This is a genomic window from Streptomyces sp. HNM0575, assembly GCF_012726265.1.
In the GTDB taxonomy this organism is placed as follows: Bacteria; Actinomycetota; Actinomycetes; order Streptomycetales; family Streptomycetaceae; genus Streptomyces.
In genome coordinates this window covers 12,700-39,478 of sequence record NZ_JAASAG010000003.1, presented here as the reverse complement: position 1 = coordinate 39,478, position 26,779 = coordinate 12,700, and the positions used below count along the sequence as shown (strand labels likewise).

Annotated in this window: 28 protein-coding genes; 15 read left to right on the top strand and 13 right to left on the bottom strand. The window is 69.6% G+C overall.

Annotated elements, in window-relative coordinates:
* Positions 1-28: 28 nt before the first annotated feature.
* From HCC61_RS08200 to HCC61_RS08175, 6 genes are all read right to left on the bottom strand, one after another.
* Positions 29-1,726 (bottom strand): formate--tetrahydrofolate ligase, encoded by a 1,698-nt coding sequence (locus HCC61_RS08200; protein WP_169134644.1) that lies wholly within the window; start codon positions 1,724-1,726, stop codon positions 29-31.
* Positions 1,727-1,849: 123 nt separating this feature from the next.
* Positions 1,850-2,530: a hypothetical protein gene (locus HCC61_RS08195; RefSeq protein WP_169134643.1), complete on the bottom strand. Its 681-nt coding sequence runs from the start codon at positions 2,528-2,530 to the stop codon at positions 1,850-1,852.
* On the bottom strand, positions 2,523-5,381 hold the full coding sequence (locus tag HCC61_RS08190) for a 2Fe-2S iron-sulfur cluster-binding protein (protein WP_169134642.1): 2,859 nt from the start codon (positions 5,379-5,381) through the stop codon (positions 2,523-2,525). Before HCC61_RS08190 ends, HCC61_RS08195 begins: the two co-directional genes overlap by 8 nt.
* Complete coding sequence (locus tag HCC61_RS08185; protein ID WP_169134641.1) at positions 5,378-5,620, bottom strand: sarcosine oxidase subunit delta; 243 nt, start codon at positions 5,618-5,620, stop codon at positions 5,378-5,380. The genes HCC61_RS08190 and HCC61_RS08185 overlap by 4 nt, the downstream gene beginning before the upstream one ends.
* The gene (locus HCC61_RS08180; RefSeq protein ID WP_169134640.1) at positions 5,620-6,867 is read right to left on the bottom strand and encodes an FAD-dependent oxidoreductase; all 1,248 of its coding nucleotides are present in this window, start codon (positions 6,865-6,867) and stop codon (positions 5,620-5,622) included. The genes HCC61_RS08185 and HCC61_RS08180 overlap by 1 nt, the downstream gene beginning before the upstream one ends.
* 130 nt (positions 6,868-6,997) lie before the next feature.
* On the bottom strand, positions 6,998-7,588 hold the full coding sequence (locus tag HCC61_RS08175; protein ID WP_169134639.1) for an XRE family transcriptional regulator: 591 nt from the start codon (positions 7,586-7,588) through the stop codon (positions 6,998-7,000).
* A gap of 128 nt (positions 7,589-7,716) precedes the next feature.
* Between HCC61_RS08175 and HCC61_RS08170 the strand changes: the two genes are divergently transcribed.
* The 11 genes from HCC61_RS08170 (at position 7,717) to HCC61_RS08120 (ending at position 16,139) form a co-directional block, all read left to right on the top strand.
* The gene (locus tag HCC61_RS08170) at positions 7,717-8,424 is read left to right on the top strand and encodes a FadR/GntR family transcriptional regulator (RefSeq protein WP_169134638.1); all 708 of its coding nucleotides are present in this window, start codon (positions 7,717-7,719) and stop codon (positions 8,422-8,424) included.
* Between the two features lie 106 nt (positions 8,425-8,530).
* Positions 8,531-9,427 carry a glutamine amidotransferase gene (locus HCC61_RS08165; protein ID WP_169134637.1) on the top strand — a complete coding sequence of 299 codons (897 nt, stop codon included), beginning with the start codon at positions 8,531-8,533 and terminating at the stop codon, positions 9,425-9,427.
* Positions 9,415-10,110 carry a glutamate synthase gene (locus HCC61_RS08160; RefSeq protein ID WP_169134636.1) on the top strand — a complete coding sequence of 232 codons (696 nt, stop codon included), beginning with the start codon at positions 9,415-9,417 and terminating at the stop codon, positions 10,108-10,110. Before HCC61_RS08165 ends, HCC61_RS08160 begins: the two co-directional genes overlap by 13 nt.
* Positions 10,110-11,468: an FMN-binding glutamate synthase family protein gene (locus tag HCC61_RS08155; RefSeq protein WP_169134635.1), complete on the top strand. Its 1,359-nt coding sequence runs from the start codon at positions 10,110-10,112 to the stop codon at positions 11,466-11,468. Before HCC61_RS08160 ends, HCC61_RS08155 begins: the two co-directional genes overlap by 1 nt.
* An 11-nt stretch (positions 11,469-11,479) precedes the next feature.
* The gene (gene glnT / locus HCC61_RS08150) at positions 11,480-12,838 is read left to right on the top strand and encodes a type III glutamate--ammonia ligase (protein ID WP_346777087.1); all 1,359 of its coding nucleotides are present in this window, start codon (positions 11,480-11,482) and stop codon (positions 12,836-12,838) included.
* 30 nt (positions 12,839-12,868) lie between these two features.
* Positions 12,869-13,162: a hypothetical protein gene (locus HCC61_RS08145; RefSeq protein WP_169134634.1), complete on the top strand. Its 294-nt coding sequence runs from the start codon at positions 12,869-12,871 to the stop codon at positions 13,160-13,162.
* Entirely contained in the window at positions 13,159-13,572 is a 414-nt protein-coding gene (locus HCC61_RS08140; protein ID WP_169134633.1) for a hypothetical protein, read from the top strand. The genes HCC61_RS08145 and HCC61_RS08140 overlap by 4 nt, the downstream gene beginning before the upstream one ends.
* Positions 13,572-13,739 (top strand): hypothetical protein, encoded by a 168-nt coding sequence (locus HCC61_RS08135; RefSeq protein WP_169134632.1) that lies wholly within the window; start codon positions 13,572-13,574, stop codon positions 13,737-13,739. The genes HCC61_RS08140 and HCC61_RS08135 overlap by 1 nt, the downstream gene beginning before the upstream one ends.
* Positions 13,736-15,184 (top strand): amino acid permease, encoded by a 1,449-nt coding sequence (locus tag HCC61_RS08130; protein ID WP_169134631.1) that lies wholly within the window; start codon positions 13,736-13,738, stop codon positions 15,182-15,184. Before HCC61_RS08135 ends, HCC61_RS08130 begins: the two co-directional genes overlap by 4 nt.
* A complete protein-coding gene (locus HCC61_RS08125) occupies positions 15,184-15,855 on the top strand; it encodes a hypothetical protein (RefSeq protein ID WP_169134630.1) in 672 nt (223 codons plus the stop codon). The genes HCC61_RS08130 and HCC61_RS08125 overlap by 1 nt, the downstream gene beginning before the upstream one ends.
* The gene (locus HCC61_RS08120) at positions 15,852-16,139 is read left to right on the top strand and encodes a hypothetical protein (protein ID WP_169134629.1); all 288 of its coding nucleotides are present in this window, start codon (positions 15,852-15,854) and stop codon (positions 16,137-16,139) included. Before HCC61_RS08125 ends, HCC61_RS08120 begins: the two co-directional genes overlap by 4 nt.
* Before the next feature lie 21 nt (positions 16,140-16,160).
* Here the strand turns inward: HCC61_RS08120 and cynS are convergent, their stop codons facing one another.
* The 3 genes from cynS to HCC61_RS08105 all read right to left on the bottom strand — a co-directional run bounded on the left by cynS (position 16,161) and on the right by HCC61_RS08105 (position 18,908).
* On the bottom strand, positions 16,161-16,607 hold the full coding sequence (cynS, locus tag HCC61_RS08115; RefSeq protein WP_169134628.1) for a cyanase: 447 nt from the start codon (positions 16,605-16,607) through the stop codon (positions 16,161-16,163).
* A gap of 93 nt (positions 16,608-16,700) precedes the next feature.
* Entirely contained in the window at positions 16,701-17,870 is a 1,170-nt protein-coding gene (locus HCC61_RS08110) for an NAD-dependent formate dehydrogenase (protein ID WP_169134627.1), read from the bottom strand.
* Between the two features lie 105 nt (positions 17,871-17,975).
* Positions 17,976-18,908: a LysR family transcriptional regulator gene (locus tag HCC61_RS08105; RefSeq protein ID WP_169134626.1), complete on the bottom strand. Its 933-nt coding sequence runs from the start codon at positions 18,906-18,908 to the stop codon at positions 17,976-17,978.
* Positions 18,909-19,231: 323 nt separating this feature from the next.
* Between HCC61_RS08105 and HCC61_RS08100 the strand changes: the two genes are divergently transcribed.
* Positions 19,232-19,870: a molybdopterin-dependent oxidoreductase gene (locus HCC61_RS08100; RefSeq protein WP_169134625.1), complete on the top strand. Its 639-nt coding sequence runs from the start codon at positions 19,232-19,234 to the stop codon at positions 19,868-19,870.
* Between the two features lie 24 nt (positions 19,871-19,894).
* Here HCC61_RS08100 and HCC61_RS08095 read toward each other — a convergent pair whose 3' ends face one another.
* From HCC61_RS08095 to HCC61_RS08085, 3 genes are all read right to left on the bottom strand, one after another.
* Positions 19,895-20,584: a M24 family metallopeptidase gene (locus HCC61_RS08095; RefSeq protein ID WP_169134624.1), complete on the bottom strand. Its 690-nt coding sequence runs from the start codon at positions 20,582-20,584 to the stop codon at positions 19,895-19,897.
* Between the two features lie 10 nt (positions 20,585-20,594).
* Positions 20,595-21,230, bottom strand: coding sequence for a phenazine biosynthesis FMN-dependent oxidase PhzG (gene phzG / locus HCC61_RS08090; protein ID WP_169134623.1), 636 nt, complete (start codon positions 21,228-21,230; stop codon positions 20,595-20,597).
* A gap of 231 nt (positions 21,231-21,461) precedes the next feature.
* Positions 21,462-22,508, bottom strand: coding sequence for a hypothetical protein (locus tag HCC61_RS08085; protein WP_240968710.1), 1,047 nt, complete (start codon positions 22,506-22,508; stop codon positions 21,462-21,464).
* A gap of 413 nt (positions 22,509-22,921) precedes the next feature.
* Here HCC61_RS08085 and HCC61_RS08080 point away from each other — a divergent pair, with 413 nt between their 5' ends.
* On the top strand, positions 22,922-24,211 hold the full coding sequence (locus HCC61_RS08080; RefSeq protein WP_169134622.1) for a hypothetical protein: 1,290 nt from the start codon (positions 22,922-22,924) through the stop codon (positions 24,209-24,211).
* A gap of 129 nt (positions 24,212-24,340) precedes the next feature.
* Entirely contained in the window at positions 24,341-24,919 is a 579-nt protein-coding gene (locus HCC61_RS08075) for an HhH-GPD-type base excision DNA repair protein (protein ID WP_169134621.1), read from the top strand.
* Between the two features lie 138 nt (positions 24,920-25,057).
* Here the strand turns inward: HCC61_RS08075 and HCC61_RS08070 are convergent, their stop codons facing one another.
* The gene (locus HCC61_RS08070) at positions 25,058-25,939 is read right to left on the bottom strand and encodes an SDR family oxidoreductase (protein ID WP_169134620.1); all 882 of its coding nucleotides are present in this window, start codon (positions 25,937-25,939) and stop codon (positions 25,058-25,060) included.
* Between the two features lie 84 nt (positions 25,940-26,023).
* On the opposite strand from HCC61_RS08070, the gene HCC61_RS08065 reads away from it, so the two are divergent.
* The gene (locus tag HCC61_RS08065; RefSeq protein ID WP_169134619.1) at positions 26,024-26,668 is read left to right on the top strand and encodes a helix-turn-helix domain-containing protein; all 645 of its coding nucleotides are present in this window, start codon (positions 26,024-26,026) and stop codon (positions 26,666-26,668) included.
* The last annotated feature ends 111 nt before the right edge of the window (positions 26,669-26,779 follow it).

Genomic DNA, 26,779 nt, shown 5'->3' with positions numbered 1-26,779 from the left:
TTCACGACAGTCAGACGATGTGGCTCGTTCACGACAGTCCGACGATGTCGCTGTTCTCGTCGAGATCGATCCGGGCCGCGGCGGGGTTGGCGCCGAGGCCGGGCATGGTGCGCATCTCTCCGCACAGGGGGTAGACGAATCCGGCTCCGGCGGAGGCGCGGACTTCGCGTACGGGAAGCCGCCAGCCGGTGGGCGCCCCCTTGAGGGTGGGGTCCGAGGAGATGGACAGGTGGGTCTTCGCGACGCAGACGGGCAGTTCGCCGAAGCCGGCGCGTTCGTAGGTGTCGAGCTGGCGCCGGGCGGCGCGGGTGTAGTCGACGCCGTCGGCTCCGTAGACGCGGGTGGCGACGGCCTCGATCTTCTCCCGCAGCGAGGCGTCGTCGGGGTAGAGCAGCTGGAACTGCGACGGTTCCTCGCACGCTTCCGCTACGGCTTCCGCGAGCCCCGTCGCACCGCGTCCGCCGTCGGCGAAGTGGGTGCACACGGCCGACCGCACGCCCATCTCCTCGGCGACCTGCTGGATCGCCCGGTGCTCGGAGGGGTGGTCGGTGGGGAACGCGTTGATCGCGACCACCGCGGGGACGCCGTGCAGCCGGATGTTGTCGATCTGCTTGCGCAGGTTCTCCGCCCCGAGCAGCACGTCGTCGGGGTTCTCCTCCAGCAGTTCCGGGGACAGCTCCTTCCCGGCGACGATCTTGTACTTGCCCGAGTGCGCTTTGAGGGCGCGGACGGTGGCGACGACGACGGCGGCGTCGGGGGCCTGGCCGGAGACGCGGCACTTGATGTTGAAGAACCGCTCGGCGCCCATGTCCGCGCCGAACCCGGCCTCGGTCACATGGAAGTCGGAACAGCGCAGGCCGATCAGGTCGGCGACCACTGAGGAGTTGCCGGTGGCGATGTTGCCGAACGGGCCGGCGTGCACGAGTACGGGGGTGTTCTCAAGGGTCTGGAGCAGATTGGGCTTTACCGCCTCCCTCATGATCACCGCCATCGACCCGGCCACGTTCAGATCCTCGGCGGTGACCGGCTCGCCGCCGCGGGTGTAGCCGACCACCATCCGCCCCAGGCGCTTCCGCAGATCCGCAAGGGAGGTCGTCAGCCCCAGCGCCGCCATCACCTCGCTCGCGGCGGTGATGTCGAACCCGGTCTGCCGCGGCACCCCGTCCGACCGCGAGCCCAGCCCGACGATCACGTTGCGCAGCGCTCGGTCGTTGACGTCGAGCACGCGGCGCCACGTGATCTGGTGCGGGTCCAGGTCCAGTTCGTTGCCCTGGAAGAGGTGGTTGTCGACAGCGGCCGACAGGAGGTTGTGCGCTGCCGTCACCGCGTGGGAGTCACCGGTCAGATGCAGGTTCAGCAGCTCCATGGGCACGACTTGGGCGTATCCGCCTCCGGCGGCACCGCCCTTGATTCCGAACGTGGGCCCCATCGACGGCTGCCGGATCGCGATCGACGCCTTCTTCCCGATGTGCGCGAAGGCCTGTCCGAGTCCCACCGTCGTGGTGGTCTTGCCCTCGCCCAGCGGCGTCGGCGTGATCGCGGAGACGACCACGTACTTGCCGCGGGGCCGGTCGGCGAGGTCGTCCAGCGCTTCCAGCCGCACCTTGCACACGTCGTCGCCGCTGGCCTGCAACGCCCGGCTGCTCAGGCCCATCGCGTTGCCCACGTCCTCGATCGGCTTCAACGCCGCCGAGCGGGCTATCTCGAGGTCGCTGGGAAACGCCATCATCGGCTCCTTACAAGGGTGTTGGGAAGAAGAGGCAGCTGAGGCAACGGGGGGGGAGAGAGGGAGACGGAGGAGTAGAGGAGGGACACGGAGGAGCGGCGGAGAACCGTGCTCAGGGCCGGCTCATGGGGCGACGGTGACGCCGTGTTCGCGGCCGGCGTCCACGACCGCGTCCCACAGGTACTGCCCGGACGACCGCTCGCAGTGCAGCACGTACGAGGGCCGGTCACCGGCACCGGGATCACCCGTACCTGGGTCGCCCGCACCGGGATCACCGGCACCGGAGTCACCCGCACCGGGGCCACCTGAGTCGTCGCGGACGACGTCGGTCGCGACCCGCGCCACCGAGCTGCGGAACGCGCCGCCGTCGGGCACGACCACATCGCTCAGGTCAACGGCGCACAGCTTCGCCAGCACGTCGGCGGCGGTGCGCCCGGTGAGCCGCATCATGGCCCGGCCGTGGCTGACGTCCACCACGGATACGGGTCCGGGGCCGGCCTCGCCCCGCTGCTCCAGCCACGCGGTGAACTTCGGCAGCTCCTCGCGCGGTGCGATGACCAGCCACTCGCCGGGCCCCGAGCCGACGACGAGCGCATCGTCGCCGATCTCGCGGCCCGCGCGGCCGAATCTGGTGCCCAGGGCCTCCGCCATCGGGCCGTCGACCGGCGCGCGCACCAGCAGCTTGCCGGTCGCCGACTGGTCGGTGAGGGTCAGCGTGCCGTCCCCGGCGGTGTGTTGGGCGCGGATCGGGCTGCGCGCCAGGGGTGCCGGTCCGGCGTACGCCGTGGCCTTCGCGTCAGACACGTTGCCTCTCTCCTCCGGGATCGACGTGGGCGTGGTCTTCGTGTACGCGGGCGGCGATGCGCTTGCCGTCCGGCAGGAGGACCGTGAACTGCGTGCCGGGTTCGGCGAGCCGCGACTCCACCTGCGCGAGGCAGATCGAGCGCCGCAGCGTCGGCGACATCCGGCTGGAGGTGATGCGGCCGACGATCCGGCTGCCCTCGACGATCTGCGACGCCTCCTCCGGCACCACCGCCGGGTCGACGGGCTGCACCGGTACGAGCTTCGGGTAGTCGCCGCCCTCCGCCTGCCAGCGCAGCTCGGGCATGCCCGCGAAGTCCGCCTTGTCGAGCTTGATCGCCCAGTCCAGCCCGGCGCTGTAGCCCTTGGTGAGCCCGTCGGTGTCCTGCCCGACGATGAAGTGCCCCTTCTCCAGGCGCAGGATGCGCTGCGCCTCCACGCCGAACGGCCGGATGCCGAGGTCCTCGCCGTAGGCGAACAGCTGCTCCCACACGTGCAGTCCGTACGACGCGGGCACGTGCAGCTCGTAGCTGAGCTCGCCGGTGAAGCCGATCCGCCAGAACACGCAGTCCGGCACGCCGGCGACGGTGCCGGTGCGCACCCGCATGTAGGGAAACGCCTCGGTGGACAGGTCGACGTCGTCGACCAGCCGTTCCAGCAGCTCGCGGCTCCTGGGACCGGCGAGGTTCATGCTCGCGTACGCGGTCGTGACCGGCGTGACGTGCACCCTCCAGTCGGGGTGCTCGGTCTGTAGCCAGTTCTCGACCCACTCCCAGACGCCCGCAGCACCCGAGGAGGTGGTGCTCATCAGGTAGTGCTCCTCGCCGAGCCGGCCCGTGACCCCGTCGTCGAGGATGACGCCGTCCTCCGCGCACATCACGCCGTACCGCACACGCCCCAGGCCGAGCTTCTGCCACTTGTTCACGTACAGCTGCTCCAGCAGCTTCGGCACGTCGGGACCGCGCAGGTCGAGCTTGCCGATCGGCGTGACGTCGATGACGCCGACGCTCTCCCGCACGTTGCGCGCCTCGGCCTGGGCATCGCCGTAGTGGTCGGGGCGGATCCATGCGCCGGCGACCAGCGGCACGCCCCCGTGCTCCTCGTGCCACTCGTGCATCGGCGAATGACGCACCGGCTCGAAGACCCGCCCGGCGAGCGCGCCGAGACTCACCGGAGCGTACGGGGGCCGCCATGTCGTCGTGCCCGTCGCGGCGATGGAGCTCCCGGTCACGTGGGCGTGCGCGGCGATGGTGTTCATCAGCTCGAGCTTGCCCTGCATGGTGCCCATGGTGGCCGTGGTGTAGCGCTTGGCGAGCTCGATCGAGTCGTAACCCTCGGCCACCGCCTGCTTGATGTCCTTGGTGGTGACGTCCTCGGAGAAGTCGACGAAGCCGTGCGTCTTCGACAGGAACATCCCCCGGTGCGGGGCGGGCCGGAGCGCCGGGAGCGCCACCGGGTCGCCGGGCGGCGGCAATTGGGACGCGTCGTCCGGGCGGGTCGGCACGTTCGCGAAGCCCTGCATGAACGCACGCGCCTGCCGTGCCGCCGCGCGCCCGACGGCGGCGCCGTGGGCCGCCAGCTCCTCGGGGTTGCCGTCGCCGACGATGCCTCCCGTGGCCAGGACGCCGTCGGGCAGCGCATCGGTCTGCGGCACGAACCGCGCCGCGGACGCGTCGTATTGGGGACGGTCGCCCGCCATGTTCAGCAGCGACGTGGGCGTGGTCCAGCCCGTCGCGGTGACCAGCAGGTCGCAGTCGACGCTGCCGCCGCCGGCCAGGTCGACGGAGCGCAGCCCGCCGCGGCCGTGCGCGCGGACGATGTCCCCGCCGCTGCGGGCGTCCTCGACGTGCACGACGTCGACACCGGCCCTGCGGAGGTCTTCGGCGGCGGCGTCGCCCTCGTCGTTGGCGGTGAGCACGACGGCACGCCGCCCGGGCTTCACCGCGTACAGGTTGATCAGCCTGCGTACGCCCGTGGACAGCATCACGCCGGGCAGGTCGTTGCCCTGGAAGACGTACGGACGCTCGATCAGGCCCGCGGCGACGACGAGCGCCTTGGCGCGTGCCTTCACCAGCCGCTCGGTCGGGACGAGCGCACCGCCGGGCACCGTGCGCTGCACGACCGAGACCCAGTTGTCGTCGTACCTGCCGAGCACGGTGGCGTCGGTCATCACCTCGATCGAGTCGAACTCGGCGATCTGGCGGCGGAGTCGGGCGAGCCGGTCGAGCTGCTCCCGGCCGCCCCATCGCAGGTGCCCGCCCAGCCGGTGCTCCTCCTCCACGAGCAGGACGCGCGCGCCGTCCTCGGCGGCCGAGACCGCGGCGGCGAGCCCGGCGGGACCGCCGCCCGCGATCAGCACGTCCGGGTGCGCGTACCTCTTGTCGTAGTACTCGTGCTCGGTGTCCGGACTGACCTCGCCGGCGTTGACGAACCTCTGGAGCACGCGCTCGTACGCGGGCCACAGCCGCTGCGGCTTGATGAAGGTCTTGTAGTAGAAGCCGGCGGTCAGGAACCTGCCGGCGAACCGGTTGGCCGCCTTGACGTCGAACTTCAGCGACGGCCAGGTGTTCTGCGAGCTCACCCGCATCCCGTCGGTGACGAGGCGGTGGCCGCCGCGGACGTTCGGCTCGTCGCCGGCCTGCACGACGCAGCCCGGGTCGAGGAAGTCCGCGGTGAGCAGCCCGCGCGGCCGGTGGTACTTGAAGCTGCGGGAGATCAGGCGCACGCCGGACGCCGCGAGAGCGGAGGCGATCGTGTCGCCCTCGTAGGCCTCCAGGCGGGCGCCGTTCCAGGTGAAGGAGAGGCGGGATTCGCGGTCGATCTGCTCGCCGGGCTGCCTGCCGAGTCGGCTCATGAGGTGCTCCGGGTCTCGTTCGTCAGGGTGTGCCGCTCGATGACGACGTGCTGTCGGCAGCCGTTGCCGTGGTACCAGGTCTCGGCCGTCCAACCCCGGGTGTTGCGCCGGGTGTAGAGGTAGTCGCGCCACTCGGCCGGAGTGGCCGTCGCCGGGTCGGGACGCGGTGTGCGCTCGCCGCCGTACGTGAACTCCGAGACGTTGCGCGGTCCGCACCAGGGACAGGGCAGGAGCATCATCAGTGACCCACCGCCGCAGCGCCCTTTTCGCCGACCAGGTCGCCCTTCGCGAAGCGTTCCAGGCCGAACGATCCGATGATCTGCGGTGTGCGGGACGTCGCGATGCACTCGGCGATCGCCTCGCCGCTCACCGGACCCGCCTTGAACCCGTAGGTGCCCCAGCCGACGTCGACGAGGAAGCCCTCGACCGGTGTGAAGCCCATGATCGGGCTGTAGTCCGGCGTCATGTCGCAGAGCCCGGCCCACTGTCTCAGCAGCCTCATCTTCGCGAGCGACGGCATCAGTTCGAGCACGTGCCCGGCGAGCCCCTCGATGAACTCGAGCGACCCGCGGGTCGAGTACGACGCGAACGGGTCGACGCTCGCGCCGAACACCAGCTCACCGCGGTCGGTCTGGCTGACGTACACGTGGAGCGAGCCGGAGACGATGACCGTCCCGAGGAACGGGCGCACCGGCTCGGTGACGGCCGCCTGGAGCGGGAACGTCTGGACGGGCATCGCCACGCCGGCCATGTCGGAGACCGTGCTCGCCCAGCCCGCCGTGCTGTTGACGACGGTGCCGGTGGCGATCGTGCCGCGGTTGGTGCGCACCCCGGTCACCTTGCCGCCGGCCGTCTCGATGCCGGTGACCTCGGTCTCCTGGTGGATGTGCACGCCTGCGGCGTCGGCGCCCCGCGCATAGCCCCACACGACGGCGTCGTGCCTGATGATCCCTCCGGGCGGATGGTAGAGCGCGCCGAGGATCGGATACCGCGCGCCGTCCGAGACGTCGAGATACGGCACTCGGCGCTTGACCCCGTCCGGGCCGATCACCTTCGAGTCGATGTCCTGGAGCTTGTTGACCTCGGCACGCCACGTCATGGTGCGCAGCGACGTGTCGTTGTGCGCCAGCGTCATGTGGCCGCGCTGGGAGAACATCACGTTGAAGTTCAGCGTCGCGGACAACTGCTGGTACAGGCGCAGCGACCGGTCGTAGAACGCAACGCCTTCGGGCGTGAGGTAGTTGGAGCGGATGATCGCGGTGTTGCGGCCGGATCCGCCACTGCCGATGTAACTCTTGTCGAGCACCGCGACGTTGCGGATGCCGTGGTTGACGGCGAGGTAGTAGGCCGTGGCCAGCCCGTGCACCCCGCCCCCGATGATCACGACGTCATAGCTCGGCCTGAGCTCGTGCGCTCGCCAAGCCGCAGGCCACTCGCGGTGAGTCAGGCCGTTCCGGAAGAGCCGCCAGGCTGAGTAACCCCTCATGGTTGGACGAGGGTATGCCTGAGAGGAAACGCCGTCTACTGGTGGTGAACAGATTCCCGTGCTTTTCCGCTGCCGCTCCCGTCCGGCCGGCCGGACGTGGGGCCGGTCGTGGGGCCGGACGTGGGCCCGGTCAACCGGATGTGGGGATGGCCTTCACCGTGACGAACTCGACCGGGAGCTCGCGGAGTTCGACCGGCCCGTGCGGCACGTCACCCGCGAACTGGAGCGAGTCGCCGGGCTCCAGTACGTACGTGTCGTCGCCGACGGAATAACCCATGATCCCGCCCTGCATGAGGATCAGTTCGGTGCCGCCGTGCTGGAACAGCGGGAACACCTCGGTGGGTCTGGTGACCGTCACCTGGACCGGCTCCAGGATGTCGTAGGGGTGCCGCATCCGGCCGAGCAGCTGGTAGCGCGATCCCTGCCGCGATCCGCGGTGCTCGATGTCGAGACCGCGGCCCGCCTTGATGTGGATCACGTCGTGCTCCTCGTCGAGCCCGCGGAAGAACGCGGTGACCGGGACGTTGAGCGCGGAGCTGAGCCTGGCGAGCGTATTGAGGCTGGCCGACGACTTCGCATTCTCGATCTTGGAGAGCATGCTCTTGGAGAGCCCGCTGAGTTCCGCCAGGTGCGCGACGCTCCAGCCCAGGCCGGAGCGGAACTCGCGCACGCGCTGCGCGATCACCTTCTCCAGCGCGGCTTCCAGCGGGGTCGGCGACAACGTCCCCCTCCTCCCAGGTGGTCAGAGGGAGCCTATTGCACGAGGCTTAGTCTGTCGGTCCAGGGCCTGATGGAGACGATCAGGCCGAGGGGGACGGAGGGGTCCAGGTGGAACGGCAGCCGACTTCCATGAAGCTGACCGAGGGCGTCGCCGAGCACATCAGAGGGATGATTCATCGCGGCGAACTCGGCCCCGGCGACCGCCTGCCACCGGAGCGCGAGCTCGCGGAGGAGCTCGGCGTAGCACGTGCCAGTCTTCGCGCCGCCATCAAGTCGCTTGAGGAACGCGGCTATGTGATCGTGCGCCGAGGGGCACGGGGCGGCACGTTCGTCACCGAGCTGTCCCGCCCGTTCAGCGAATGGCGCGAGCATCTTCGCCAGCAGCGCGGCGAGGTCGACGAGATCATCGACTTCAGGATCGCGCTGGAGCAGCACACGGCACGGCTGGCCGCACAGCGCCGCGACCGGAACGACCTGAACCAGCTGCGGAACGCCATAGACACGATGGACAATGCGGAGAGCCGCGCGGTCTTCCGGCTGTCCGACTCGCAGTTCCACTCGGCCGTCGCCAGGGCCGCGCGGAACACCAGGCTCCAGACCGGCATCGACCAGGTGCGCGGCGAACTCTTCAGCCCCCACGACCTGCTGGAGTACGTCGAGCCGATCGCCGAGTCCGTCCGGGACCACAGGGAGATCTACGAGGCGGTCAGGGAGAAGGACCCCCAGGAAGCGGCCCGTCTGATGGCCGCTCACATCGAACGCACCAGGGAACAGCTCCGCGTGATCGTCCTACAGGACCCCAAGAGCAAGGACCGCTCTCCGCGTCACAACCCTTGACTCCGGACCGGCCGCGGTGTCCCATGCCAATGGTTCGTGGTTCGTACCTTAGACCGTTCAGCGATGCGCGGGCGCCGTCCGTCCTATGTTGAGGGGAGCGATCCGCATGTGTGGGATCGTCGGTCTCCATCTGAAGAACGACTCGGGACACCAGCCACTGGGGGCGCAACTCGCGTCCATGCTGGAGTGCATGACCACGCGCGGGCCGGACTCCGCCGGGCTCGCTCTCTACACCGACCCGCTCACGGCCGGCCGGCAGCGGTACTCGGTGCGGCTGCCGGAGCATGCCGACGCCGTCGACGTCGCGCGGAGGGCCGGCGCGGAACTCGGCTCCGACGTGCTCGTCGAGTCGGTGCGGCCGGACGGCGCGACGTTCGTCTCCGCCGGTGACGAGGACGCCGTTCAAGCGGCGGTCACCGCAGCGGAGATGGACGCCGTGGTCGTCGGATTCGGCACCGCGATCGAGGTCTTCAAGGACGTCGGGTCGCCCCGGTCGATCTGCGACCGGTACGGCATCGCCGAGCGCCCCGCGTACCAGGCCGTCGGGCACACCAGGATGGCGACCGAGTCCGCCGTGACGACGGACGGCTCGCATCCGTTCGCCGTCGCCTCCGACCTCGCGCTCGTACACAACGGGACGTTCTCCAACTACGCCACCGTGCGAAGGAAGTTGGAACGCGAGGGCATCGGGTGCACGACCGCGAACGACTCCGAGGTGTGCGCGCGGTTCATCGCCCTCCAGATGAGCCGCGGCGCGGACCTCGAGGACGCGCTCAAGATGGTGCTCAAGGAGCTTGACGGCTTCTACACGCTGCTCGTCTCGACGGCGACCGAATTCGCGGTCGTGCGCGACTCGTTCGCCTGCAAGCCCGCGGTGGTGGCGGAGAACGACGACTACGTGGCGTTCGGTTCGGAGTTCCACGCGCTGGGATCGCTGCCGGACGTCGGGAACGCGACCGTGTTCGAGCCGATGCCGGAGGAGATCCACGTATGGCGGCGGTGACCGAAGCCCTGACCCTGGACTGCCGCGAGCTGTCCACGAGGGAGATCAACCGCGCGCTCGGCGAGCTGCCCGAGGGCTCCGTCGTGCACGTCACGGAGCCCTGGGGGCGGCACAACCTCGCCGTCGGCCTCACCAACAGGATCGACGTACGCGTCGACGGCAACGCCGGCTACTACCTCGGAGGGCTGGGCGACGGCCCCGACATCACCGTGGACGGCTTCGTCGGCTGGTCGGTCGCGGAGAACCTGATGAGCGGCACGGTCCGGGTGCGCGGCAACGCCTCGGAGTGCGCGGGCGCCTCCAGCCACGGCGGGCTGCTCGTCATCGAGGGCGACGCGTCCTCCCGGGCGGGGATCTCGCTGAAGGGCGGCACGATCGTGGTCGGCGGCGACGTCGGGCACATGAGCGGTTTCATGGCGCAGGCCGGCACCGTCCTGGTCGGCGGGAACGCAGGTCACGCGCTGGGCGACTCGCTGTACGAGACGGTCATCTACGTCGCCGGCAGCGTCGCCTCCCTCGGGTCGGACGCCCGGGTCGAGGACCTCACCGAGGACGACGTGCGCGTCGTCGAGCGGCTGCTGAAGACCGCCGGCTTCGACCACGTCGACCCGCAGAACGTCACGAGGGTCGCCTCGGCGAAGCAGCTGTACAACTTCGACGCGCTGAAGGGACAGAGCTACTGATGGACGAAGGCGCGCCGGAAGGCATACGCACCAGCCGCACCTACCCGCCGGACGTGATCAGGGACATCCACCTGATGGCGACCGAGGGCAGGTACGAGATCCGCGGCTGGGGCGCCAAGCGCGCCGTCCCGGGCTTCGACGACCTCGTCTTCCTCACCGCGTCCGCGTCGCGCTACCCGCTTGAGGGCTACCGCGAGCGCTGCGACACCACGACCGTGCTCGGCAGCCGGTACGCGAGCAAGCCGCTGGAGCTGGCCATCCCGGTCACCATCGCCGGCATGAGCTTCGGCGCGCTGTCCGCGAACGCCAAGGAGGCGCTCGGCCGCGCCGCGACCACCGTGGGCACCTCGACGACGACCGGCGACGGCGGCATGACGCCGGAGGAGCGCAAGGCGTCGAAGACGCTCGTCTACCAGTGCCTGCCGTCCAGGTACGGGTTCAACCCGGCGGACGTCCGCGCCGCCGACGCCATCGAGGTCGTCATCGGCCAGGGCGCCAAGCCCGGCGGGGGCGGCATGCTGCTCGGGCAGAAGGTGAGCGACCGGGTCGCCGGCATGCGTACGCTGCCCGCCGGCATCGACCAGCGTTCCGCGAGCCGGCATCCCGACTGGGTGGGCCCGGACGATCTGCGCATCAAGCTGGAGGAGTTGCGCGAGGCGACGGCGTGGGAGAAGCCGATCTACGTCAAGCTCGGCGCCACCAGGGTCGCCAACGACGTCAAGCTCGCCGTCGCGGCCGGCGCCGACGTCGTCGTGGTCGACGGGATGCAGGGCGGTACGGGCGCGACGCAGGACGTCTTCCTCGAACACGCCGGCATCCCGACGCTGCCCGCGGTCCGGCAGGCGGCCGAGGCGCTGCGCGAGGTCGGCAAGGAGGACGAGGTGCAACTCGTCGTCTCCGGCGGCATCCGCACCGGCGCGGACGTGGCCAAGGCGCTGGCACTAGGCGCCACCGCGGTGTCCGTCGGCGTCGCGCCGCTCGTCGCGCTCGGCTGCAACTCGCGCACGTATTTCAGAGACGGCAAGGAGCACGACGCTACTGCCGACTACGCGGCGATCGGTGCCTCCCCGGGGCACTGCGACCGCATGCACACAGGGCGCTGCCCCGTCGGCATCGCCACCCAGGACCCCGAGCTGGAGTCGCGGCTCGACCCCGAGTGGGGCGCGCAGCGGGTCGTCAACTACCTGAAGGCGCTGACCATGGAGGTCACGACGCTGGCGCGGGCCACCGGGAAGTCGAGCGTGCACAACCTCGAACCCGAGGACCTCGTGGCGCTCACCCTGGAGGCGGCGGCGATGGCGCAGGTACCGCTCGCAGGAACCGACTGGATCCCGGGACATCCCAAGAGCGGCTGGTAAGGAGACTCAAAGTGGCAGCTGAACGCGACAGCATGCTCGAGCAAGCCGAGAAGGACGGGATCGAGTTCTTCCTCGCGATGTTCGTCGACATGCACGGCAAGCCGTGCGCGAAGGCGGTACCGGCCTCCGCGGCGGAGCAACTGCTCGACGGCGGCGCCGGTTTCGCCGGGTTCGCCGTCGGCGACATCGGGCAGACGCCCGCCGACCCCGACCTGGTCGCCATGCCGGACCCCTCGTCCTACACGCGGCTTCCGTGGAAACCCGAGGTCGCGGTGCTGCACTGCGACCCGCATGTGGAGGGCGAGCCCTGGCCGTATGCCCCGCGCGTGATACTCAAGCGGCAGCTCGACAGGCTGCGCGAGGAACGCGGCTGGGTGCTGAAGACCGGTGTGGAGGTCGAGTACAACCTCGTACGGCGCACGCCCGACGGCGGCATCACGGTCGCCGACGAGCTCGACGGCGCGGAGAAGCCGTGCTACGAGGCCAAGGGACTGTCCCGCATGTGGGACCACCTGTCCACGATCTCCACCTACATGAACCGGCTCGGCTGGTCCAACTACACCAACGACCACGAGGACGGCGCCGGGCAGTTCGAGCAGAACTTCGAGTACGCGGACGCACTGACCACCGCGGACCGTGCGATCTTCTTCCGGTACATGGTGCACACGGTCGCGCACGAGGCGGGCATGGCGGCGACGTTCATGCCGAAGCCGTTCTCGTGGAACACCGGAAACGGCATGCACACGCACCTGAGCGTGTGGGACACCGCCGACAACCCGCTGTTCGAGACCGAACACGACCAGCGCGGCCTCGGACTGAGCGAGCGCGCCTACCAGTTCATGGGCGGGCTGATCGAGCACGGGCCCGCGATGGCGGGGCTGATCTGCCCGACGGTCAACTCCTACAAGCGAATCGGTGTCGGCGCCCCCAAGTCCGGCTCCACGTGGGCGCCCGCCTACAACGCGTACGGCGGTAACAACCGCACGGTGATGCTGCGGGTCCCCGAGGGCGGGCGCATGGAGCACCGCGGTGTGGACGGCTCCGCCAACCCGTACCTCGCCTTCGCCGGGCTGCTGGCCGCGGGCCTCGACGGGGTCGAGAGGGGACTCGACCCGGGCGAGTCGGTGAACGACGACCTGTTCGCACTGTCCGCGGAGGAGGTCGCGGCACGCGGCATCCAGCGGCTGCCGACCACACTCGCCGACGCCGTGGAGGAGCTGACCGCGGACAAGGTGCTCCGCGACGCGCTCGGAAAGGTGCGTTCCGGCGACTTCGTCGACTACTACGCGGACGTGAAGCGGCGCGAGTTCCTCGAGTACCACGCCGATGTCAGCGACTGGGAGATCAGGAGGTACCTGACGCTGTTCTGACCGCGGGGGGCCAGAGGAAGGAAGACGACGATGTCTGATCCTGACCCACGAGTCGAAGCGATGTTGAAGCGTGACATCGCCAGTGCCGTCACGTTCACCTGTGCCATGTGGCTTGTCCTGGTCTTCACCTTCGCCACCGTCGTGACGATCGCGCCCGGCGGAGCGCTGCGCGTCGTGCTCGCCGTGGCGATGACCGTGCTCGGCGCGTTCAACACGGCGTCCATGGTGGCGCTCGTCCGCAGGTACAGGGAGCACCGTGTCGCCATCTACGGCGAGGACCTGCGCAACCTCGACCTGCGACGCCGGAAGAGGGTGAGCTCATGAGCGGCGCACGCGTACGGCAGTCGGGACGCAGCCAGTTCGCCGACATCGCCCTGCTGCTCGTCCTGCTCTTCGTCACGCTCTTCGCGACCACCTGGATCGTGGAGCGCACCACAGCCGAGGACGCGGGCTCGTCCGCCCGGCAGACCAGGCAGATCCACGAGTTGCCGATCTCCGCGGACGAGAAGCGGCAGTACCGGAGCATGGTCCACGAAGGGCTGGTCGACAAGAAGACCGCCAACCAACAGGTCGCGGACAACGCGCCGTCCGAGGACAAGTACCCGATCGAGCCGCTGACGCTGCTGGCGACCGTGCTGCTGCTCGTCGGCTACCTGGCCTTCGTCTACCGGGTGTCGTTCAAGGAGTACCGCGAGGTCATCGATCACAAATTCGGGAAGAGGGGGGTGGGTTGATGAGTACGACCACTCTGCTCGAGTCCGGTGCCTGGGTCCTCAGCGCGATCATCGCGGTGTGGCTCGTCGCCGACCTGGTGCGCACGGGCCGCAAGCACAGCGAGGACTTCCTCACCAGCACGGTGGAGGACATCGACGAGCTGTCGGGTGAGGGGGCGGGAGGATGAGCACCGAAGCCGCCGAGCCCGCCGTCGAGCGGGCCACGGAGAACACCGACCACCTCCAGCTCCGCCGGGTCCTCTCGCCGATCCACATATGGGGCCTCGGCGTCGGCATCGTGCTGGTCGGCGAGTTCATGGGCTGGAACTTCTCGGTGGAGAAGGGCGGCATGTACGGCGCGCTCGTGGCGTGCTGGGTCGTCGGCCTGCTCTACACGTCCATCGTGATGATCAACTCCGAGATCACCTCCGCCATCCCCGCCGCCGGCGGCCAGTACGCGCAGGCGAAGCACACCATCGGCCCGCTGATGGCGTTCAACGTCGGGCTGTACCTGACGCTCGCGTACACGATGCTGGAGGCCGCGAACGCCAACGTGCTGGGCTATCTGCTCACCACCATGGCGGAAGTGCTCGGAAGCGGCCAGGAGTTGAGCGCGTACCCGTTCGCGGTGCTCGCGATCCTCGGGCTGGCGTGGCTGAACTACCGGGGCGTGTTCGTGACGCTGTCGGTGAACTTCCTGATCACCGGCTTCGCGTTCCTCACCGTCATCGCGCTGTTCGTAGGCATCGCGGCCTGGAACCCGTCCGGCACGATGGCGCTGGAGGGGCTGTCGGGCCACATCGCCAACGGGCTTCCCTACGGCTGGATCGGCGTGGTGGCGGCGTGCCAGTTCGGGATGTGGTTCTACCTCGGCATCGAGGGCACGGCGCAGGCGGCGGAGGAGTGCAGGTCCGCGCCGCGCTCGATCCCGCTCGGCAGCATGGCGGGCATGATGACGCTGATCATCGCCGCGACGCTCACCTGGTACGTGTGCGCGGGACTTCTGCCTTGGCAGTACCTCGGCACCGCGATCACGCCGCTGTTCGACGCCGCGCGTGTGACGGGCAACGGCGTGCTGATGCTGCTGCTGATGTTCGGCACGCTGTTCGCGACGCTCGCGTCCGCGAACGGCTGCATCAACGACGCGTCGCGCGCCTGGTTCTCGATGGGCCGCGACCGGTACCTGCCGGAGTGGTTCGGCGCCGTGCACCCGCGGTACCGCACGCCGTTCCGCTCGATCGTCTTCCTCGTGCCCATCGCGATCGCGTTCGCGATCCTGCCGATCATGCTGAACAAGCCGACCCTGCTGTCCACGGTCATCACGTTCTCGATCCTGTCCGGACTGCTCATGTACGCGTTCATGGGGCCGAACTTCATCCGGTTCAGGAAGCTCTGGCCGCTCGGCTCGGTCCCGCGGCAGTACACGCTGCCGTTCCATCCGGTGCCGGCGGTGACGCTGATCCTCCTCGTCGGGCTGGTGTTCTTCGCCACGTACCTCGGGTACGGCGTCGCGCTGCTGTCCATCCTGGCGTTCTACCTGCTGGCGTCCGTGTGGTTCGTGTTGCGCAGGTTCAAGCACGTGGACAAGGACGCGCAGTTCACGGCGCCCCTGCCGCGACCGCGTGGCTACTGATGGACGCGCACCTGCTGACGTTCGCGCTCGCCGCCGTGCTCACCGCGGCGGCGGGCGCGGCGCTGCACCTGCGCAAGCGCGCGCGGGTACGGGGTGCTCGCGGCGAGCTGTTCCGTGACGTCGCGCCCCTGTTCACGGACGCCGAAGTGACCCAGGACGACGTCGGCTTCCCCGTCCTCACCGGCCGGCGTGACGCTCACAGGTGGCGGCTGGAACCGCTCGTCGACTCGCTCACGTTCCGGAAGCTGCCGGTGCTCTGGCTGTGCGTGACGTGCTACGCCGACCTGGACGTACCGGAACCGGTCTCGGTGCTGCTGCGGCCGGTGGGCAACGAGTTCTTCTCCCGGAACCGCGAGTACCCGCACCAACTGCCGCTGCCCGCGGGGTGCCCCGAGCACGCGCGTGCCGCGTCCACGTCACAGGACGCTGACGCCGGACACGTGCTCGGTCCGCTGACGGCACTGCTGGAAGAGGAGTCGACCAAGGAGGTCACGGTCTCCTCTCGCGGCGCCCGCGTCGTGTACCGCCTCGGAGAGGCGGACCCCGGGCCGTACCGGGTGGGACGGCGGACGGATCTCGGCGCGCCGGTGCTCGCGGAGACCCACCTCACCGCCCGGTGCGACGCAATTGCCGCCGCCGTCCGTACCCATGAGGCGGTGCGTACACCATGAACGTGCTGACTCGCGCCCTCGGCCGGCTCGTGCACACGCCGATGCTGGTCCTGCTGACGGCGGCGGTGCTGCCCGGCGTCGGTCACGTGGTGATCGGGCGGCCGTTCCGCGGGCTGACGTTCGTCTTCTACATCCTGCTGCTCGGCATCATCACGGCCCATCTCGCCGCCCCGGACCGCTCGTTCCTCGGCACATACGCGGGCGGCGTCTTCGTATACGCGATCAGCGTGATGGACGCCTACCGGCTGGCGGCACTCGACCGCACCCGGGCCGCTCGGCGCTGAATCGCCCCGCCCGGGTCGCGCTCAGTCCCACTGGTACGGAAGGTACTTACCGTCGAGGGTGATCACGACCCGGTCGCCCGCCGGGTCGGGAACGCGCTGGACGTCGAGCCGGAAGTTGATCGCGCTCATGATGCCGTCGCCGCACTGCTCGTGGATCAGCTCCTTGATGGTCGGCCCGTAGACCTGGACGACCTCGTAGAGCCGGTAGATCGTGGGGTCCACGGGGACCGCCGCGTCCAGGGCGCCCCGGGTTGGCTGGAGCTGGAAGGCGAGTGCCGCGTCGGCGCCGAGTTCGAGCAGTGCCGCCGCTGTGGCCGCCTCGTCCTTGCCCATCGGGTGCTGACCGAGCAGTGCGGCCGTGGTCCAGGCGAGCGGTTTGCCGACGGCTTCTGCCAGTTGCTCCCACGTGACCCCCGTCTTCACCTTGGCCTGGCGTACGGCTTCGGCGGCTTCCTGCTTGCTCAGCATGTGCGTCTCCCTCGATGACGGTGTGGCCGGACCCGGCCCGGACGGCCGGCCGGGTCCGGCCAAGAGACTGTCCGGCTCCCTAGTGACTACGTGTCACTTGTTGCCCGCGTTGACGGAGTAGGAGTGTGCTCCTGCCCCGGCCAGTCCGCTGCCGTCCGTGATGAGGTACTCCTCGCGGATCGGTGTCCCGCCCAGCCAGGCCTCGAGGATCTCCCGCGTTCCGGCGGCGTAACGCGCCTGAGCCGACAGAGTCGAGCCGGAGATGTGCGGCGTCATCCCGTGGTGGGGCATCGTCCGCCACGGATGATCCGGCGGCGCCGGCTGCGGGAACCACACATCACCCGCGTAACCCGCCAACTGGCCACTGCGCAGGGCACGGACCACGGCATCCCGGTCGGCGATCTTCCCGCGAGCGGTGTTGATCAGATACGCACCGCGCTTCATGCTGCCCAGCAACTCGTCACCGAAGAGCCCCTCCGTCTCCGGATGCAGCGGAGCGTTGATGGTCACCACATCGCACCGCGGCGCCATCTCCTCCGCCGATGCGTGGAACGTCAGGCCCAGCTCCTCCTCCACCTCGGCCGGCAGCCGGTGACGGTCGGTGTAGTGCAGCTTGACGTCGAAGGGCGCCAGCCTGCGCAGCACCGCCAGCCCGATACGGCCCGCGGCGACCGTGCCGACATGCATCCCCTCCAGGTCGTAGGCGCGCTGGACGCAGTCGGCGATGTTCCAGCCGCCGTCCAGGACGACCTGGTGCGAGGGCAGATAGTTGCGCACCAGGGAGAGGATCATCATCACCACGTGCTCGGCGACGCTGATGCTGTTGGAGAAGGTGACCTCGGCGACGGTGACGCCGTGCTCGATCGCCGCGTCGAGGTCGACATGGTCCGAGCCGATGCCCGCGGTGACGGCGAGCTTGAGATTCGGGGCCTTGGCGATGCGCTCGGCCGTCAGATACGCGGGCCAGAACGGCTGGGAGATCACCACGTCCGCATCGACGAGTTCGCGGTCGAACTCCGAATCCGCGCCGTCCTTGTCGGACGTCACCACCAGGGTGTGGCCGCGGCTCTCCAGGAAGGAACGCAGCCCCAGTTCACCCGAGACACTGCCCAGCAGGTGGTCCGGGGTGAAGTCGATCCCCTGCGGAGTGGGCGTGGTCTGGCCGTCGGGATAGCGGTCGATACGGGGCAGGTCGTCCCGGGCGTAGGAGGCCGGGTATCCGTCGGTCGGGTCGTCGTATAGCACACAGAGAACCTTGGCCATGTCACGGCTCCTCGTCGTCGAGGGGGTGTGCGGGATGGTCGACACGGTCCCCGCCGCCGGCGCCGGGGGGCAAAGCAAAACTTTCAATCCGCGGATAACGGCGGGTTATGAGTCCAGATGGGCGTCCAGCAGGGCATCCAGCGCATCACGCAGCCCGGCTCCCCTGGCCACTTCGAGCAGGGCACGCACGATGGCCGACTCGCGCTCGTGCTCGGTGAGGACGAGGCCGACGCGGGGGCCTTGGCCGGTGTCGTCCAGGCTCAGGCGGACGACCCGCATGCCGGCCGGGATGCCGAACATGTGCAGCCAGGCATGGGAGATCACGCTCGACCAGCGGCCGGATGCGAGATGTGCGTACAGGTCGGCGACCGTGTCGGCTTCGATGGCGGGCGAGGCCGAGGCCCCGTCGGCCGCGAAGAGTCCGTCCAGGATGCGGCGGTTGCGCATCTGCGGGTCGAGCAGGCACAGCGGAACGCCGGCGACCTGCGCCCAGCGCACCTTCTCCTGTGCGGCCAGAGGTCCGTCCGCCGGCGTGAGCAGCAGATACCGCTCCTCGTACAGCGGGATCTTGCGGACGCCCTGCAAGGCGTCGTCGTCGAGATAAGTGAGTGCCGCGTCGATCTCGAACTCGGTGAGCCGGTGCATGATGTCGCGCGAAGACAGCGATTCCAGCCGGACGTTGGCGTGCGGATGCTGCTCGCAGAACGGCGTGGTGAGCAGGGACGCTACGGATGAGGCGGTGGGAATGACGCCCAGGCGCAGAGTCCCGGTCAGCCGGCCTCGCATGGCTGTCAGATCCTGCTGCATCGCGTCTCGCTCGCGGAGGATGCGGTGCGCCCAGAGCAGGACCCGCTCTCCTTCAGGGGTCAGTCCTTCGAAGCGGGCACCGTGCTGGACGATCGGCACGTCCAGGTCGCTCTCCAGCTTCCGTATGCCCGCCGACAGCGCCGGCTGGGAGACGAAGCACGCCTCGGCGGCACGCGCGAAGTGCCGTTCACGGGCGAGCGCGACCAGGTATTCCAACTGGCGAAGCAGCATGCCCCAGCATGTGCCTGTCGCGCGATCGCAGTCCAGAGCGGCCACCGCAGATACCCGCTCCGGCCCGGGAACTCCTGGCAGAGGCGGGCAAGGGCAGGGCCTGCGCCTGGCGGTCGCGTCGGCGAGCACCGGCAGCCCGCTGCTCACGCCCGGCACAGCCCACCGCACCCCGCGCGCGACCGCGACCCGTGCCCCGTCCGCAACGCGCAACCCACAACCCATGGACGTGGTCGACGGAGGTCTCAGAGCACGCCCTCCCCCGGCGGTCCCGGGACCGGGCACCTACCCTGCAACCCAGGTCCACACTGAGGAGGGGTCAGACCATGGCAGGCGACCGGCCCGGCCCGCCCGCTGCCGCACCGGGCACGCCCCGGCGTCTTCCTCCCGGTCAGCGCCACGTACGGGGATGGCCCGTCTCGCACTACGGTCCCGTTCCCAAGTTCCGGCCAAACCGCTGGAACCTGCGGATCCACGGGGCCACGGCGTCCGGCGAGGAGTCCCTGTGGTCCTTCGACGACCTGCCCGGCCTGCCGCACGTCACGGTCGTCGCCGATCTGCACTGCGCGACCGGAGTCACCTCGACCGGCCACGAGTGGTTCGGCATCCCCGCCAGGGTCGTCCTGGAACTGGTGCCGCCGGCGCCGGAGGTCACGCACGTGATGGCGTGGGCGGAGTACGGCTTCGCAGCCAACCTCCGCCTCGCCGACTTCGCCGCCGACCGGACGGTCCTGGCCACGCACCACGACGGTGAACTGCTCACCGCCGAGCACGGCTTCCCGCTGCGCCTGGTCGTGCCCCAACTCTTCGGCTACAAGAGCCCCAAGTGGCTTCGCGCCATCGAGTACATGACCGCGGACCGCCGCGGATTCTGGGAGGAACGCGGCTACCACAACCTCGCCGACCCGTGGAAGGAACAGCGCTACTCCCACCAGGAGCAGCCCGGCGACGGACCGCCTCTGTAGCGCATGCAGCGCACGGCAAGCGGTTCAGCGCAGGTCGAGAAGCTCCTCGTAGAAGCCGCCGAATCCGCGCTCCCGGTCGATCAGATGGACTTCCAGGATCCAGTGGCAGACCCGTCCGGCCCGGTCCGGCCGCCGTAGCGGGGTGTCGTTCCCGGGCGCGATGTACGACTCGATGTCGGCGCCGTCGATCTTCTCGTGCGGGAACTCGCCGACCGGGTGTCCGGCGTGCCAGCCGCCCAGCTCCCAGCCACGCCCGGCGGCCAGCCGCGCGACGTGGGCGTGCAGACGGGCGCCGGTGATGTCCGGATCGGCCTCGAAGGCGTCACGTCCGGCGGCGAACACCTCGGGCAGATCGTCGCGCAGCCGGTGCTTGACGGGGTCGTCGCCGAGGACGAAGGTCCGCCCGAAGTCGGCCTCCCACTCCTCGAAGATGGGGCCGAAGTCGGCGAAGGCGATGTCGTCCTGGCCGATGACCCGGTCCGGCGGGTTCTCCTTGTACGGCTGGAGGGTGTTGGGGCCTGAGCGGACGATCCGCTTGTGCCAGTGGCGTGTGGGGCCGAACAGCTCGTTCGCCAGGTCGCGGACGCGGTCGCTGACCGCCTGCTCGGCCTCGCCCGGGGCGACCAGGCCCCTCTCCGCTATCTCGCCGAAGAGCTCTGCGGCCTGGGCCTGGGCGTGCAGCAGACGTTCGGCACGGATGGTCTCGTCGGTCATGTGTCGGTCCTCAGGGCTGTAGACGTCGTGCTGTCCATTCCGTGGCGTCCGTGCGGTCGTAGCGCAGGCGCCGGTGCAGGCGGTCGGGGCTCCCGTGCCAGAACTCGATGCTCTCCGGCACCAGTCGACAGCCCGTCCAGTCCTGCGGGCGCCGGATCTCGTCCGGGCTCTCCAGCAGGGCGACGGCCCGCTCTCTGAGGGCTGCCTCGTCCTCCAGCGGCCGGCTCTGAAGTGACGTCGCGGAGGCGGCACGGGCGGCGGGCGGGCGCGCGGCGAAGATCCGGTCCGAGTCCTCGGCCGCGAGAAGCTCGACGGGGCCGGCGAGGGTGAGCTGCTGAAGCGTCTCCCGCCAGTAGAACGTCATCGACGCCCGTGGCCTGGCGGCCAGTTCGAGGCCCTTACGGCTGCCGCGGGAGCCGGCGAAGATCAGCCCGCGGCCGTCGAACTCCTTGACCAGCAACACGCGGGTCGACGGGTGCCCGTCGGCGTCAGCCGTGGCGAGAACCGCGGCATACGGCTCACGGACCCCGCGCCGGGCCGCGCCGTCCAGCCATTCCCCGAGCAGGACAAGCGGATCGGCGGGCGGGGCGTCGAACTCCGGCAGCACCAGCGAGGCGTCGCCGCTCAGCGTCTCGGCTTCGTGCACGGTCTTCCGTCTCCATCCCCGTCAGCAGGCCCGATTCCCACGCTCATGACGTGACGACCGTACCCGCGCGTGACCGCGTCGAGCACGGTGCTCGGCGGTTTGCCGGCGCTTTCTGGGCACCTGCCGTCGCCGGTGGCGACTGGCTCCGCGTAGCAACACAACAAGGTGCTTAAGCACAGTTCGAAGCGGGTTGCCGTTGCCTCATGAGCACATCACGTGCGCCGAGTCAGCTCACTCCTCCCGGCCTTGGGTGACGACGAAGTCTGTGCCGGCGAGCGCTTGCCCTATGGGAGTCTCGGCCCACTTGGCCAGTACATCCGGCTGGTCTGCGATCCGGTTCAGGAAAGCGACGAGTTCATCGACGCCAGGAGCTGTGGGAAGGACGCATCGGCGGATCGTGGCACCGGTCGCGCTGCTCAGTTCCTCCTCGTCCGGGTCGTCGGGTTCCCAGAGGCCGACCTCGATGGTCCAGGAGGTGTTGCCTTCGCCTCCGGGTTTCGGTACATCAATCGACACGAACAGGCCGTCCGAATCGTATGGTTCGGCGAAGATTCCCTCGCCGTAGTCGTGATGTATCCGGGCCTCTGCCTCACCGGAGCACTGGGCGTAGGCCATGCCAATCACCCTCAAGTCCGCGACCGCCCTCTCACGCTCCTGGGCAGTGAGCCCCCGTTCGATGTGGTCCAGCTGCTCTCGGGTAGCGCTGCTGAGCACGTCGTCCGTCCTCCCGTCAGGTGTCACGAAGGGGGCCTCGAAGTCCCAGCGACGCCGGTCTTGGTGCTCGGGAAGAGGAGTGTCTTCGGAGAACTCGTCGAGAGCCTCTCGCAACTGACGTGCCTCGGTCTCCAGTTCCGCTTCCACTGCTATGCGGACGGGTTCGGGCACGGCAGCCAGAGCGGTGTCCAAGTCGGCCAGTGCTTGATGGAGTTCGAGGCACGCGTACTCGTACCAAAGGCTGTGCGCCCCGTTCAGGAGCTCAGCGCGTGCGGTGCGATCGGTGAGTGCTGCGAGGTGTTTCGCCGGGTAGTAGCCCCCGGGCCGCTCTCGGCGATCGTGCACGCTCACCGGCACGGTGGCGAGCGCGGAGATCTGGTTGAGCGCGTCCACAATCGGAGCTGTGAGCGCGGGATCACCGAGGCTGGTAACCGTGGCTGCCACCACCCCAGCCTCTCCCTCATAGGTTGCGAGGATCTGTGTCTTTCCGCGGTTCGCATGCTGGGCGTAAATCGTCATGGAAATGCCTTTCGGCCCGCTGGCAGCCGACAGCTCAGCGGTCATGGGTGAAGGTGAGAAGGCGGTGGCGAGGGCGCTATCCGACGCTCCGTGCCTCGAAGAAGACCGGCGGTGGCTCAGGTACCGTCCCGAACTCCGTGCCGACTTCCCACGGTACTGGACGCAAGTCGTAACGTGTCACGGTCCGCTGAAACGAGTTGAATTCCCTGAACTCGCGTCTCCGCTCAAGGCATCAACGGGGCGGGCGAGTCCACGCGCCATGACGCGGCGGAGTCACCCCCGATCTCCGTTGGCATGGCGGGCGCGCTGAAACGATGTGGCTGTGGGGTCCCGCAACCGGGGAACAACTGCGTACTTTCCAGGGTCACACCGGCGAAGACGCTGCGCCCCCATGGTGACGGGGTGCGCCCCCCTTGCGGTCCTCCTCCAGTCAGCGCCGGAGTTGGATTGTCAGGTGTATGGCCAACGCGGTGTATCACACCGGATACGGAATCATCGTCAAGTTGACGCAGCCCGACCTAGGGCACCCCGAGCTGCAACCGGGGCTGATGGAGGAAGTCCTTCGGCCGGTCGCGGAACGGGAGCGCACTCTGCTGCGGTGTCTCACGGACTTCAACAACGGCGACTGCCGCTGCGCGGAGGCGGGGAAGACTCCGTGGATGTTCATCCGCCGCCAGCGCTTTCCCGACGGAATGCGCTTGGTGCCCGCGCATCTGCCGATCACTCACCTCGCGACTCCGGAAGAGAGTGACAAGCACAAGGCGATGAAGGAACGCATCGCTCGCGCTGCGTCCCAGGCCGGACTCGACGTACGGGTCGAAGCAGGCGAGTCACGGCGCAAAGTGGTCAACGATGTGCTCGTCACCGGACCGGACGGCGCCCAGATCGGCTGGGAGGCGCAGTACTCGCCGATCAGCGCCAGCGCGGTCCGGCGCCGCACCACCCGCGCGGCGGAGAACACCATCACCTCGCTCTGGGTGACTCCGGACCCGAAATCGGAACTCATCGACCGGGCCCCGTGGATGCGTGTCGACAACGTGCCGTGGAAAGCTCTCCTCTCTCCACGGCTTCAACTCCTCGAGAGGGGCGGCGTGCGGCGCCTACAGGTGTGGAAGTGCACCCGGTCCAGTCCTCGCCCCTGCCCGCGCAGCGACAACAAGGGCAGCTGGTGCGGACGCGGCCACGCGATGTGGTCCCTACCCGCACTGTGTCTGCCCCCACAGCCGCCGGCGGTGCTGGACGAACTCGTCGCCTCCACCGCCGAGCGCCACCACCTCCCCCTGATAGCGCGGAACATTGACGACCCCCGCCGCGTGAGTCGGCTGTGGGCGCCAGCGGGCGACATCGAACAGTGGCGACAGATCCGGGGCGAAGACGACGAAGAGACAGAAGGCGAAGAGGAATTGCCGGACGACGACGAGGTCGTCTTCACCGGCGATGAGGTGGACGGCTCCTGCCGCTACGGCGAGCCGACGAAGCCGCAGAGCCCGGCCAAACGCAAACGGGACCGGCACGCAGCAGTCGGTCTCCACACCTTCGATGCCGTCCCCGCTGCCCTGCTGCGCGCCCCGTCCCAGCCCGCGCAACTGCAACTCAGCGACAGCGAACGCGCCACCGCTGCACGCGAGTTGGGCTGCCGGGTCTGGGAGATCGGCCCCTGCATGTTGTGCTCCGAGCCGATCAACAGGTACGGGTACAACGCCCCCATGACCTGTGCCTCTTGCCGCCGAGGGCACGCAGGGCCGTAGAGCGAATCTCCACCAGAGTTCGTCCGACAAGGCATCCCAGCTCTGGCTCACGACAATCGATCAGCCACGCTCTGTGAAAGACGCGGCGGCAGGCGTGCGATGAGGCGCCGGGGGCGCGATCATCGGGGCATGAACATCTCCCTTCGCCTCGCGCAGCAGCCCGAAGCCGACGAGCTGCTCAGCCGCAGCCCCCTGGCCGCCATGACGGGCATGCTGCTGGACCAGCAGGTGCCCATGGAGTGGGCGTTCGCGGGGCCGTACACCATCGCGCAGCGCATGGGCGAGGACGATCTCGACGCACACGCGATCGCGGCCCGCGACCCCGAGGAGTTCGCGGCGCTGCTGTCGCAGAAGCCCGCGGTGCACCGCTACCCGGGCTCCATGGCCAAGCGCGTACAGCAGCTGTGCCAGTACCTCGTCGACCACTACGACGGCGACGCGAGCGCGGTGTGGCGCGACGTGCCGACCGGCAAGGAGGTGCTCGCCCGCCTCAACGCCCTCCCCGGGTACGGCAAGCAGAAGTCGCAGATCTTCCTCGCGCTGCTCGGCAAGCAGATGGGCGTGACCCCGGAGGGCTGGCGCGAGGCGGCGGGCCCGTACGGCGACGCGGACGCACACCGTTCGGCTGCCGACATCAAGGGTCCCGAGTCGCTGGAGCAGGTCCGCGCGTACAAGCAGGAGGTCAAGCGCGCCAAGAAGAAGGCGTAAGGGAGCGACGACGGGCACGGCACCGCCGGCTCCGAGCCCGGGCCGTTCCCGATGCTCGGGCCGTTCCCGATGCTCGGGCCGTTCCCGATGCTCGGGCCGTTCCTGATACTCGGGCCAGCGACGGCGGCGGTGCGCGCCTCAGGGCCGGAGGTTCTCCAGGTCGTCGAGGAGACCCGGGTGCTTCGGCTGCCACCCGAGGGCTTCGCGGGTATGGACGCTGGATGCCGGCTGGTCCATGGCGAAGATGGGGCCGAACGGCCCGAAGGTCTCCTGGGGCACGGACCGTACGGGCAGGTCGAGCCGCCGGCCCACGACCTCTGCGATGTCGCGCACGGCGTCCCCCTCGTCGGCGACGGCGTGCCATGCCGTTCCTGCCGGTGCGGACTCAAGGGCGAGCCGGAAGAGGACCGCTGCGTCCAGGGCGTGCACGGCCGGCCAGCGTTGCGTGCCTTCGCCCGGGTAGCCGGCGATTCCGGAGTTGCGGGCGGCGTCGGCCAACAGCCCGGCGAAGCCGCCCTCGCCACGGTTGTGGACCGTGCGCGGCATCCGGACGGCCGTGGCGCGCACCCCGCGCGAGGCCAGCGACAGCAGCGCGTTCACCGAGCGGCCACGCCCTCCCACCGGTCCGTCGGTCGGCACCGGGTCGGACTCGGTGGAGGCACGGCCTGCCACCCAGGGCGTCCCGGAGACGGTGACGACGGGGCGGTCGCTGCCGATCAGCGCCTCGCCCAGGGTGGCGGTCGCGGCGCTCTCCTCGGCGATGGACGCCGCGAGCGCCTCCGGGGTGCTGTAGTCCCGGCCGAAGGCCAGGCTGATCACGCCGTCGGTCTGCGCGACGCCGGCCCGCAGCACGTCGTGGTCGGCCAGCTCGCCGCGCAGCACGTCGGCGCCTGCGTTCTTCAGGGCCCGCTCCGAACTGTCCGAGCGGGCGAGCGCGAGAACGGTGTGGCCGTTGCCGATCAGCTCGGCGACCACGGCGGAGCCGATGGTGCCGGTACCGCCGGTGATGAAGACGTACATGGCTGCTCCTCGCAGTGATGGGACCTCTGTCGCATCACCTTAGCCGAGTGACGGTACATGTGTCGCATCGCTTACGATGTCCGCATGGCGCGATGGGAACCGGGTGCGCGGGAGCGGATGGTCGTGGCCGCCGTCGACCTGTTCACCGAGCAGGGCTACGACGCCACGACGGTGGCGCAGATCGCGGAGCGTGCCGGGGTCACCAGGAGCACCTTCTTCCGCCATTTCACCGACAAGCGAGAGGTCCTCGTCGCCGGCCAGGAGACGCTGAGCACCCTGCTCGCCGAAGGGATCACCGAGGCGCCCGCGGATGCCGGCCCGCTGGAGGCGGTCGCAGCCGGACTCGAGCGCGCGTCGAGCGCGATGGGACCGGCCAACCGCGAGCTCGGCCCGCGGATCAAGGCGGCCGTCGCGGCCAGCACCGAGCTCCAGGAGCGGGACGCCCTCAAGAGCGTCGGTCTCGCCGCCGCGATGACGACCGCACTCACCGCCCGCGGCTTCCCGGACGCGGTCGCACAGCTCACCGCCGAGTTGGGCGTCCTCGCGTTCAAGCGGGGCTACGCCCAGTGGTCCGAAGGCGATGACGACGCGGATGACGACACGAAGGGGCTCGCGCACCATGCGCTGGCCGCCCTGGACGACTTGCACGCGGCGGCCCTGTCTCTGGACCGGCATGCTGCTCGGACTGCGGCCCGGAAGGCGACTCGGAACGCCGACGAGGGTGGCTGAGCACGAGGGCTGTTGAGTACGGGCGGGACGAGGGCCGTTGAGCACGCGCGCTCCCGGCCGTTCCGGGACCGCCGCAGGCGTGGCCCCCGAACCGGCCCGGTTCAACGCGCA